We start from the raw sequence: 11,246 nt of genomic DNA, 5'->3' as shown, positions 1-11,246 counted from the left end.
GATGAAATTGCGGCTCAATTGAAGCAAGTGATCGAAACCTTCAAGGCGAAGGGCGTTTATTAATCAGGGGGCGATGTCATGGCCGTAGGCAAAGAGATTCGCACCAAGATCAAGAGCGTGCAGAACACGCGCAAGATCACCAAGGCGATGGAAATGGTCGCCGCATCCAAAATGCGGCGCGCTCAGGAAGCGATGGAAGCGACCCGGCCTTATGCCGAGAAGTTTCTTGAAGTGGTGGGTCACATCACCAACGCGCATCCTGAGTACCGCCATCCCCTAATGGTCGAACGCGACGTGAAGCGGGTACTGATGATTGTTGTCACAACCGACCGCGGTCTGTGTGGTGGTCTGAATGTTAACCTTCTCAAACAGGTGCTCCTGAAAATCAACGAATACCAGAAGAATGGTATTGAAGTGGATGTCATTCCGGTTGGCACCAAAGGCCGAGCGTTCTTCAAGCGTTACGGCGGCAATGTCCGCGCTTCGGTTGTGCACATGGGCGACAAACCCAGCTATGCCAAAATGCGCGGTGTCATCAACACTGCCATGGAGGCATTTGAGCAGGGTCAGGTTGACCGGATCGAGTTGGCGCGCAATTCCTTCGTGAATTCGATGGTGCAGCGTCCGATGGTTGAGCAGATCGCACCCTTGGTGTACCAAGAGTCGCCTGAACTCAAGCACCACTGGGATTATCTGTATGAACCAGACTCCCACGCCGTTCTCGCTGCCGTATTGAAGCGGTATATCACAGGGCAAATCGTGGCCAGTGCAATCGAGAACGTAGCCTGCGAAATGGCTGCGCGTCGGATTGCTATGAAGAACGCGACGGACAACGCCGGCGATATGATCAAGTCATTGAAGCTGGTCTACAACAAGGCCCGTCAAGCCGCGATCACGCAAGAGATTTCGGAAATCGTATCCGGTGCTGCGGCCGTTTAACCGCGCAACGGAAAGCCATTTTTATATTTGAGGGTACAGACATGAGTTCTGGAAAAATTGTCGAAATCATCGGTGCCGTCATCGATGTCGAGTTTCCGCGTGATGCGGTTCCCAAGGTCTATGACGCCATCAAGATCGAACAAACCGGTTTGATCGTTGAAGTGCAGCAGCAAATCGGCGACGGTGTCGTTCGTGGTATTGCCATGGGCTCATCAGACGGTTTGAAGCGCGGCATGACCGCCATCAACACCGGTGCACCGATTCAGGTTCCCGTGGGCAAAGGCACACTGGGCCGGATCATGGACGTTCTGGGTAACCCAATCGACAACGCAGGTGATGTTGCCTGTGACGAGAAGTGGTCCATTCACCGCAAGCCGCCCACCTTTGATGAGCAGGCGAACAGCACTGAATTGCTGGAAACCGGCATCAAGGTCATTGACTTGCTTTGCCCCTTCGCGAAGGGCGGTAAAGTGGGCCTGTTCGGTGGTGCCGGTGTGGGCAAGACCGTCAACATGATGGAATTGATCCGTAACATCGCCGTCGAGCACAGTGGTTATTCCGTATTCGCGGGTGTGGGTGAACGTACGCGTGAAGGCAACGACTTCTACCACGAGATGAAGGATGGCGGCGTTCTGGACAAGGTGGCCCTGGTGTATGGCCAGATGAACGAGCCGCCAGGAAACCGTCTGCGCGTGGCTCTGACCGGCCTGACCATGGCCGAGTTCTTCCGTGACGAAGGCCGTGACGTACTGATGTTTATCGATAACATCTACCGTTACACACTGGCCGGTACCGAAGTATCCGCTTTGTTGGGTCGTATGCCTTCTGCGGTAGGTTATCAGCCGACGTTGGCCGAAGAGATGGGCGTTCTGCAAGAGCGGATCACGTCCACCAAGACCGGTTCAATCACCTCCGTACAGGCCGTTTACGTCCCTGCGGATGACTTGACCGACCCATCTCCTGCGACCACCTTCGCTCACTTGGATGCAACCGTGGTTCTGTCGCGTGACATCGCTTCTCTGGGTATTTACCCTGCGATTGACCCGCTGGATTCCACCAGCCGTCAGCTGGACCCGCAAGTGGTTGGTGAGATGCATTATAACGTTGCGCGTTCTGTTCAGAAGACCCTGCAGCGCTACAAAGAGCTGAAAGACATCATTGCGATTCTCGGTATGGACGAATTGTCTGACGACGATAAAGCCACCGTATCCCGTGCGCGTAAGATTCAGCGTTTCATGTCTCAGCCGTTCTTCGTAGCCGAGGTATTCACGGGCGCGCCGGGCCGGTATGTCTCACTGAAAGAAACCATCCGTGCGTTCCAAGGTATCGTGGCCGGTGAGTACGATCACCTGCCAGAGCAGGCATTCTACATGGTCGGCACGATTGACGAAGCGGTTGAAAAAGCAGCGAAACTCGCCGCCAAAGCTTAATTGGAGGAGACGATATGGCTATGACCATTCGTGTTGACATCGTGAGTATGGAGAAGCCTATTTTCAGCGGCGAGGCCACGTTTGTGTCCATTCCGACTGAGGCGGGTGAAATGGGTATTACGCCCCTGCATACACAGACGTTGTCCATTCTTCGTCCTGGCGAGGTTCGCGTCCATCAACCCGATGGCAGCATTGCGCGTTATTTTGTCGGTTTCGGCGTGCTTGAAGTTCAGCCGATGGTGGTCAGCATCATTGCTGACTGGGCACTGACGGAAGCCGATGCGCACGGTATCGACGCGGCCGAGCTGGAGGCGAAGCTGGCGGAAGAAGCCGAGTATATTCATGATTATGAGCAGCGTGGTCAACTTGACTTCACGTCTGCGCAGTCGATCATGATCGAAGCATCGGAACGACTCAAATGGGTGCGTTCCATGCGAGGCTTGGGCAGCGGACGTCACTAACGACCAATTGCTCATTGTGAATCTCGTGCGGAAGCCCCGTAAATAATTCGCAATTTGATAAAGGAGCCCGGACATTCGTCTTGGCTCCTTTTTTTTTCGCTTCCCTTTGTTGAGGTGTTTATGACTACCCAATCCCTGCACATCGTTGTTCTGGCGGCTGGAAAGGGCACACGTATGCGGTCCGCCAAGCCCAAGGTTCTGCACCCGTTGGCCGGCCGGTCGATGCTGGATCGTGTGCTCGATGTAGCCGAATCATTGAAACCTGCGTCATTGCGTGTTGTGATCGGCTATGGTGCAGACCAGATTCGCCAGCACTGTTCGCGCCCGGACGTTTCCTGGGTGGATCAGACAGAACAACATGGCACGGGGCATGCGGTGGCCCATGCGGTTGCGGATATTCAGGGTCAGCCCGAAGATCGCGTCTTGGTGTTGTACGGTGATGTCCCTTTGCTTGATGCCGAAGTGCTTTCGTCTCTTCTGAGTTCCGCCCGCTCCGCTGACCTCGCGGTGCTGACCACAGAACTGGATAATCCCGGTGGCTACGGTCGGATTATCCGTGATCACGAACATCGCATGATCGCCATCCGTGAAGAACGCGATGCCAGTGCAGACGAAAAGAAAATCACCGAGATCAATACCGGCATGCTGGTCGCCAGCCTGGGTGCCTTGCGCACATGGTTGCCGAAGCTTCAACCACACAATGCTCAGGGCGAACTCTACCTGACCGATATCGTGCAAATGGCAGCAGAAGAGGGAAAATCCATCGCAACCCACCTTGCTCCCGATCCGTTGCGGGTCGCGGGCGTGAATGACCGTTGGGCGCTGGCTCAAATGGAGCGCGCCTGGCAGCTTCGTCAAGCGCAGGCACTGGCCATGTCGGGGACGACGATTGTCGATCCTGCACGGATTGATATCCGTGGCGAAGTCATCTGTGGCATGGACTGCCAGATCGATATCAATGTCGTCTTCGATGGGCAGGTGCGCATGGGCGACAACGTCGTCATCGAACCCAATTGCATATTGCGCAATGTCACCTTGGGCAACGGGGTACGTGTTCGTGCCTTCAGCCATCTGGAGGGTGCGACTCTGGGTGAAGGCGTTGAGGTCGGCCCCTATGCACGACTTCGGCCCGGCGCCGAATTGGCGGAACACAGCAAGATCGGTAACTTCGTTGAAGTCAAAGCCAGCCGCATCGGAGCCGGTTCCAAAGTCAACCACCTCTCATATATCGGCGATACCGTGATGGGTGCGGACTGCAATATCGGCGCGGGCACCATCACCTGTAACTACGATGGGGCCAATAAGCATCAAACGGTTATAGGGAATCATGTATTCGTCGGCTCCAGTAGCCAGCTTGTCGCCCCGGTTCATTTGGGCGATGAGGCCACCGTCGGCGCGGGTTCAACCATCACTCAGGATGTGCCGTCGGGCCATCTTGCCGTGGCGCGATCCCGCCAGGTGATGAAGAGCGGCTGGCAGCGCCCCAGGAAGAAACCCAAGGCCGAATAAAGTCTTAGCGTAGATTGGTCAGTCAGGCAGGAAGCGCAGCAGCACATCGTTCAAATAGCGTGTGCCGCGTGGCGTCGGGGCGATGCGGGTGATGTCCCAGCTAATCAGCTCTTCTTTTTCGAGTTGGTGCAGCGTATCGCTGATGACCTTGATGGGTAAGCCGGTACGTGCCGCAAACAGCGGTACATCAAAGCCATCGGTCAGGCGCAGCGCATTGAGCATGAATTCAAACGGCAGCTCATCGGCCGGAATGCTGTGGGCGGTGATGGCTTGCTCCGTGCCTGCTTTGGTCAGGTATTCATTCGGATGGCGCACACGCTCCCGGCGCTCGATGCGGTTTTCAGCGGCCAGCGTGATCTTGCCGTGCGCGCCCGCGCCGATGCCCAGATAATCGCCAAATTCCCAGTAGTTGCGGTTGTGCTGGCATTGATGGTTGTCGCGTGCGTAGGCGGACACTTCATACTGAACTAACCCCGCCTCATGCAGGGCGGCCAAACCCTGCGCCTGCATTCGATCCATGGTCTCGTCATCGGGGAGAACGGGCGGGTGGGCCGCGAACGGCGTGTTCGGTTCCAGTGTAAGTTGGTACCAGGACAGATGCGGCGGCTGCAAACTGATGGCGGTGTGCAGATCCGCTAATGCTTCCTCGGCCGATTGTTCCGGCAGGCCATGCATCAGATCGATATTGAAACTGTCGAACCCGGCATCATGGGCGGCCTCGATGGCACGGAAGGCGGCCTTGGCATCATGAATGCGTCCCAGCTTTTTCAGGTGCCGTTCATTGAAACTCTGAACGCCGATGGAGACGCGCGTGATGCCAATGGCGCGGTAATCGGCCAGATGCCCGGCCATCTCCGTGCCCGGATTGACTTCCATGGTCATTTCACGGCAAAAACGCAAATCGAGCAGCGCACGCAAGCCGGACATCAAGCGATCAATCGCTTCCGGGCTGAACAGACTCGGCGTTCCACCGCCCATGAACATGGTTTCGATCGGACGCCCCCAGATCAGCGGCAGCTCACGTTCCAAATCGCGCAACAGGGCATCTATGTAATCGCGTTCCGGTACGGCGTTCCCTTTGAGTCCATGCGAATTGAAGTCACAGTAAGGGCATTTTTCCACGCACCAGGGCAGGTGGACATAGAGCGCCAGCGGCGGATTTTCGGTGAATTGCAGCAGTTGCATTAGAAGCGTGTATTTCCCAGTTGCCGCATGAGATCGGTCAGTGCACGGGCGCGATGGCTGATACGGTTTTTGATTCCCGACGACAGTTCGGCCGCCGCACAGTTGTGTTCGGGCACATAAAACAGCGGATCGTAACCAAATCCTTCCGTTCCTCGGGGCGCATCCAGAATTTCACCGGGCCAGAATCCCTCGGCTGTCATCGGGGCCGCGTCTTCGGCCGAGCGCAGCATGGCCAGCGCGCACACGAAGCGAGCGGTTCGATCCGCTTGCGGATATTTCACCAGTTCGTTCAGCAACCGCGTGTTGTTGGCGGCATCGTCAGCTTCAGGGCCGGCATAACGGGCCGAATAAATACCGGGTGCCCCACCCAGAGCCGTAACCTCAAGACCAGAATCATCGGCAATTACGGGTAATCCGGTCAACGCCGTGGCCGCACGCGCCTTGATCAGCGCATTTGCCAGAAAGGTATCGCCATTTTCCTCTGGCGGTTCGCCACCCCAGTCCCCGAGCGGAGCGAACGCAATATCGGCCAAGGCCGGGAAATCCGGAATCATGGCTGTTCGCATGGCTTCGAATTCACGTAACTTGCCCAGATTGTGCGTGGCGATAACCAGCGTCGTTGTCATAGGTTCCTGCTTGCTAGAAACGGATAAAACAGCCGCAATTATAGGTGAAAACGACCGGAGGCACTGGCTTTGGTCGAAAACGCAGGAGAGAGAAATAGTGCGCCTGCTTATGGGCAGCATCGAAATAAGTCGGACGCACTTGGTAATCCCAGCATTTTTAGCCCAGTAAGGTATGCGTGGCCGTCCTTTCTATAGGGGACAAAAAAGCCCCGAGATTGTCGGGGCTTTATCTTGTGCACACTGAGAAGGAGGTTACGCTGCGTTAACCAGCGTAGCCATCAAATCGTGAATGTCGGTTGCCTTGGGCTTGATGAGCCAGAACTTCGGCAGGAATAGTTCGAAGTATTCCAGAATTTCTGCCGCCCGCGCGCTGCCGGTTTTGGACAGATGGGTTTCTAGCGTGCTGCGCAGGTGCTGGCGATGACTTTCCAGTTCTGCCGCTTGCAGACGATTGATGTCGATCAGCTCATGGTTGTAGCGGTCAACGAAATCATTTTCCTCATCTAAGATATAGGCAAAACCGCCGGTCATGCCCGCGCCGAAATTAACGCCGGTGCGGCCGAGAATGGTAACGATGCCACCGGTCATGTATTCGCAACCGTGGTCTCCGCAACCTTCGATGACGGCAACGGCGCCGGAATTGCGAACAGCGAAGCGCTCACCCGCCTGGCCCGCGGCGTAGAGTTGCCCACCCGTGGCGCCGTACAGGCAGGTGTTGCCGATAATGGGCGTTTCGAAGGCGGTAAATGTGCTGTTTTTGGGTGGGTAAATTACGATCTCACCACTGGCCATGCCTTTACCAACGTAATCGTTGGCATCGCCTTCGAGCGTCAGGTGCAAACCACCAGCGTTCCACACACCAAAGCTCTGGCCGGCGATACCGGTGAATTTGAGATGGATCGGGGCATCCACCATGCCAAGGTTGCCGTAGCGTTTGGCAATTTCGCCGGAGACGCGGGCACCAATGGAGCGATTGATGTTCTTGATGTTGAAATTGAACTCACCACCGGTTTTGGCTTCAATTGCGGGCAGAATCTGCCGAACAATTTCTTCCGCCAGTTCGCCTTGGTCATGGGGCGCGTTGTGCGGTGATACGCAGCATGCAGGGGCATCGCTAATCAGGCCGCCATCGGAAATCAGTGCATCCAGATTGAGGTTGGCCTGCTTTGCAGTTTGCGGTTTGCGTTGCTTCAGGAGGTCGGTACGGCTGATGAGTTCATCGATTGAGCGTACACCCAATTGCGCGAGCAGCTCACGAACTTCCATCGCGATAAAGCGGAAGTAGTTCATGACCTTCTCAACGTTGCCCTTGAAGTGGTCGAGGCGCAAGACCTTGTTTTGGGTGGCTACACCGGTCGCACAGTTGTTGAGATGGCAGATGCGCAGGTATTTGCACCCCAGCGCGATCATCGGGCCGGTGCCGAAACCGAAACTCTCAGCGCCCAGAATGGCAGCCTTGATCACATCGAGGCCAGTTTTCAGGCCGCCGTCGGTTTGCAGGCGAACCTTGTCGCGCAGATCGTTGGCACGCAGGGTCTGATGCGCTTCTGCCAGCCCCAATTCCCACGGTGAACCGGCATATTTCACCGAGGTGAGCGGGCTGGCGCCGGTACCGCCGTCGTAGCCGGAAATCGTGATCAGATCAGCGTAGGCCTTGGCGACACCGGCGGCAATGGTGCCTACCCCCGGCTCGGAGACGAGCTTGACCGAAACGAGGGCTTCGGGGTTGATCTGTTTCAAATCGAAAATCAGCTGGGCCAGATCTTCGATGGAGTAAATGTCGTGGTGCGGCGGTGGGGAGATCAGTGCAACGCCGGGACGGGCATAGCGCAGGCGTCCGATGAACGCATCGACTTTATGGCCGGGCAGCTGCCCACCCTCGCCGGGTTTGGCACCTTGCGCAATCTTGATTTGCAGCACTTCGGCATTGACGAGGTAATGTGGGGTGACGCCAAACCGCCCCGAGGCGATCTGCTTGATCTTGCTCATCTTGGCCGTGCCGAAGCGCGCGGGATCTTCGCCGCCCTCCCCCGAATTGGAACGGGCGCCCAGCCGGTTCATGGCTTCTGCCAGCGTTTCATGGGCCTCGGGCGACAGTGCACCGAGGCTCATGCCCGCCGAGTCGAAGCGGCGGATGATGGATTCGAGTGATTCGACCTCATCGATCGGGATCGGCTGGGTATCGTGTGCTAAATCGAACAGGTCACGCAAGGTGGCGATTGGGCGGTGGTTCACATGGGCCGAATATTGCTGCCACAGCGAGAAATTCCCGGTGTTGACTGCCTGTTGCAAGGTTTGCACCACATCCGGGTTGTAGGCGTGGTACTCGCCACCGTCAATATATTTGAGCAGGCCACCCTGACGTGGCTGCTTGCTCTTGAGTGAGGCCTCACGGTGCAGGATTTTCTGGTCGGCCTCGAGATCGACAAACCGGGCGCCTTCAATCCGGCTGGTACTGTCCTTGAAGCAGAGGTTGACCACTTCGCTCGCAAGACCAATGATTTCGAACAACTGAGCGCCTCGATAGCTGGCCACGGTTGAAATCCCCATCTTGGAGAGGATTTTTTTGAGGCCCTTACCCATGCCCTTGACGAAGTTGCTGGTGAGTTTTTCGCTGGTATCAGCCGAAATTTGCTTCGTTTGCCGCATGTTTTCGATGGCTTCGAAGGCGAGATACGGATAAATAGCGGTGGCACCATAACCCAACAGAACCGCACAGTGGTGTGGATCCCGCGCGGTGGCTGTTTCGATCACAAGGTTCGCATCGGTGCGCAGACCCTCACGAATCAGGCGGTGGTGAATCGCACCGGTAGCCAGCAGGGCGTGAATCGGCAGACGATCGGCGCTGATGCCACGATCGGACAATACGATAATGACCTTGCCCGTGCGAACCTGTGCGACCGCTTCGTCGCAGATCCGCCGAATGGCCGATTGCAGGCCTTCGTTGAGCGGGTAGTTCAGGTCGATGCGGCAAGACGCAAAGTCCGGATCGGTTTGCGCCAGCAGTGCCTGGAACTTGGTTTCGCTCAAGATTGGCGTTTCCAGTTGCAGGCGATGCGCATGCTCGGGTGTTTCCGCGAAGATGTTGCGTTCGCGCCCGATCAGCGTTTCGAGCGACATAACGATGGCTTCGCGCAGCGGATCGATCGGTGGGTTGGTCACCTGTGCGAATTGCTGGCGGAAATAATCATAAAGCGAGCGCTGGGTCTGTGAGAGGACGGCCATCGGCGCATCGTCACCCATCGAGCCGATGGCTTCCTGGCCATCTTCCGCCATGACGCGGATGATCTGATCGCGTTCCTCGAAGCTGAGCAGGAACTCTTTTTCGTATTGGTTCAATGTGTCGGTATCGAAGGGCTGGCTGGTGAGTTGGCCTTCGTCCAGCGCACTGGCAAGCCGCATGGCATGGGCCTTGAGCCAGGCGCGGTAGGGCTGGCGGCCTTTCATGAGGTGGTCGATGGCCTCAGGTGCCAGCAATTCTCCTTTGGACGTGTCGACAGCGACGATCTGGCCAGGGCGAACACGTCCCTTTTTCACGACATCGGAGGGATCGTAATCCCAGACGCCGATCTCAGAGGCGAGCGTGATGTGACGGTCTTTGGTGATGACCCAGCGGGCTGGGCGCAGGCCGTTACGATCCATGGCGCAGGCGACGGTCTGGCCGTCGGTCATCACGATACCGGCCGGGCCATCCCAGGGTTCGAGGTGCATGGAGTTGAATTCGTAGAACGCACGCAGATCGGCATCCATGTGCTCCACATTCTGCCAGGCGGGCGGCACGATCATGCGCATGGCGCGCAGCATGTCCACGCCACCGGCCAGCAGGGCTTCGAGCATGTTGTCCATGGACGAGGAGTCTGAGCCGGTCGTGTTGACCAGCGGGGTGACAAGGCTCATGTCCGGAATCAGAGGCGTTTCGAATTTGGTCGAACGGGCCAGTGCCCAGTTACGGTTGCCCCGAATGGTGTTGATTTCACCGTTGTGCGCCAGGTAGCGGAACGGTTGTGCCAAACGCCATTCCGGGAAGGTGTTGGTGGAGAAACGCTGGTGGAAGACGCACTGGGATGAGGTGAGCGCGCTGTCCTTGAGGTCGAGATAAAAACCGGCGAGATCGTCGGGCATCATCAGCCCCTTGTAGGAAATCACCTGAGCCGACATCGATGGCATGTAGAACACCGGATCGTCGGCCAGACGTTTTTCGGCTACGCGGCGGGCGATGTACAGACGCGTATCGAATTCGCGCGCGGTCAGATTTGCCGACGCATTGACGAAAACATGCAGTACATCCGGGCGCTTGGATTCAGAGATGGTGCCGAGCACGGAGGGATCGACGGGCACATCGCGCCAACCGGCGACCGTCAGGCCCTGTGCCGCGAGAGTTTCGCCCAATGTGGCTTTGACTGTATTTGCAGATAACGCATCACGGCCGACAAAGACCACGCCGACGGCGTACTGATCGGCCAGCGCAAACCCCAGTTTATCGGCCTGTGCACGGAAAAAGGCATCGGGTTTTTTCAGCAGAATGCCGCAACCGTCGCCTGATTTGCCGTCGGCAGAAATACCGCCGCGATGCGTCATGCGCGCCAGTGCTTCGATGGCGGTGGATACCAGTGTATGGCTGGGCTGGTCGTCCATATGGGCGATCAGGCCAAAACCGCAGTTGTCCTTTTCGAAACTCGGGTGATACAAACCAGCGGTTGGGGCGCGATTCATCAGGCTATAACCTCTTCTCATTCTTAAAATACAGACCCGAAACCCATGTTCAAGGGTGCTCTCCCAAGCTTGGGGCGGGCGGTGCAGCGGATCAAGCAAAGGCCTGAAGGGCCGGTAAGTGAAAGCACCGGATCCGTCCGTTGCTCTTCTTTCTATCGAAATATAGCATCTACCGTGTTTCACGGACAAAATGGGGCCAAATTTTAACGATATGAGACGAGGCTGGCAAATTTACGCCAGCCTGTGTTAGCCCAAAGCCGTAATGTCCCCTTTGTCCAATTCTAAAATGTCCCCTTTTGATTTCGGGAGGGGTGATGGCAGAGGAGCATATTACGATGAGTTACCAAGAGGTCGACCGACTGGGGGTGATCCAGCAGGTGGTA

At 56.8% G+C, this 11,246-nt stretch carries 7 protein-coding genes; 4 read left to right on the top strand and 3 right to left on the bottom strand.

The annotated features are described in order from the left end of the window. The first annotated feature begins 78 nt into the window (after positions 1–78). The 4 genes from atpG to glmU all read left to right on the top strand — a co-directional run bounded on the left by atpG (position 79) and on the right by glmU (position 4,339). A complete protein-coding gene (atpG, locus tag M7R55_RS04460; protein ID WP_298218887.1) occupies positions 79–939 on the top strand; it encodes a F0F1 ATP synthase subunit gamma in 861 nt (286 codons plus the stop codon). Positions 940–980: 41 nt separating this feature from the next. Then, positions 981–2,369 (top strand): F0F1 ATP synthase subunit beta, encoded by a 1,389-nt coding sequence (gene atpD / locus M7R55_RS04455; protein WP_298218886.1) that lies wholly within the window; start codon positions 981–983, stop codon positions 2,367–2,369. A gap of 20 nt (positions 2,370–2,389) precedes the next feature. Beyond that, the gene (gene atpC, locus M7R55_RS04450) at positions 2,390–2,830 is read left to right on the top strand and encodes an ATP synthase F1 subunit epsilon (protein ID WP_298218884.1); all 441 of its coding nucleotides are present in this window, start codon (positions 2,390–2,392) and stop codon (positions 2,828–2,830) included. Positions 2,831–2,950: 120 nt separating this feature from the next. Continuing rightward, positions 2,951–4,339 carry a bifunctional UDP-N-acetylglucosamine diphosphorylase/glucosamine-1-phosphate N-acetyltransferase GlmU gene (gene glmU / locus M7R55_RS04445; RefSeq protein WP_298218882.1) on the top strand — a complete coding sequence of 463 codons (1,389 nt, stop codon included), beginning with the start codon at positions 2,951–2,953 and terminating at the stop codon, positions 4,337–4,339. Positions 4,340–4,357: 18 nt separating this feature from the next. On the opposite strand, the gene hemW is transcribed toward glmU, so the two are convergent. From hemW to gltB, 3 genes are all read right to left on the bottom strand, one after another. After that, entirely contained in the window at positions 4,358–5,524 is a 1,167-nt protein-coding gene (gene hemW, locus M7R55_RS04440; RefSeq protein ID WP_298218880.1) for a radical SAM family heme chaperone HemW, read from the bottom strand. Next, positions 5,524–6,150, bottom strand: coding sequence for an RdgB/HAM1 family non-canonical purine NTP pyrophosphatase (gene rdgB / locus M7R55_RS04435; RefSeq protein WP_298218878.1), 627 nt, complete (start codon positions 6,148–6,150; stop codon positions 5,524–5,526). Before rdgB ends, hemW begins: the two co-directional genes overlap by 1 nt. Positions 6,151–6,402: 252 nt before the next feature. Next, positions 6,403–10,863 (bottom strand): glutamate synthase large subunit, encoded by a 4,461-nt coding sequence (gene gltB / locus M7R55_RS04430; protein ID WP_298218876.1) that lies wholly within the window; start codon positions 10,861–10,863, stop codon positions 6,403–6,405. Positions 10,864–11,246: the final 383 nt, after the last annotated feature.

This window comes from Halothiobacillus sp., from assembly GCF_027346185.1.
Classification (GTDB): domain Bacteria; phylum Pseudomonadota; class Gammaproteobacteria; order Halothiobacillales; family Halothiobacillaceae; genus Halothiobacillus.
Note: the sequence above shows the minus strand (reverse complement) of the source record. Positions and strands in the feature narration are given on the sequence as shown.

What these genes read in the sequence shown, in the direction of transcription:
- rdgB (WP_298218878.1), bottom strand. Translation starts at nt 6,150, where the DNA reads ATGACAACGACGCTGGTTATCGCCACGCACAATCTGGGCAAGTTACGT.
- atpD (WP_298218886.1), top strand. Translation starts at nt 981, where the DNA reads ATGAGTTCTGGAAAAATTGTCGAAATCATCGGTGCCGTCATCGATGTC.
- hemW (WP_298218880.1), bottom strand. Translation starts at nt 5,524, where the DNA reads ATGCAACTGCTGCAATTCACCGAAAATCCGCCGCTGGCGCTCTATGTC.
- atpG (WP_298218887.1), top strand. Translation starts at nt 79, where the DNA reads ATGGCCGTAGGCAAAGAGATTCGCACCAAGATCAAGAGCGTGCAGAAC.
- gltB (WP_298218876.1), bottom strand. Translation starts at nt 10,863, where the DNA reads ATGAATCGCGCCCCAACCGCTGGTTTGTATCACCCGAGTTTCGAAAAG.
- atpC (WP_298218884.1), top strand. Translation starts at nt 2,390, where the DNA reads ATGACCATTCGTGTTGACATCGTGAGTATGGAGAAGCCTATTTTCAGC.
- glmU (WP_298218882.1), top strand. Translation starts at nt 2,951, where the DNA reads ATGACTACCCAATCCCTGCACATCGTTGTTCTGGCGGCTGGAAAGGGC.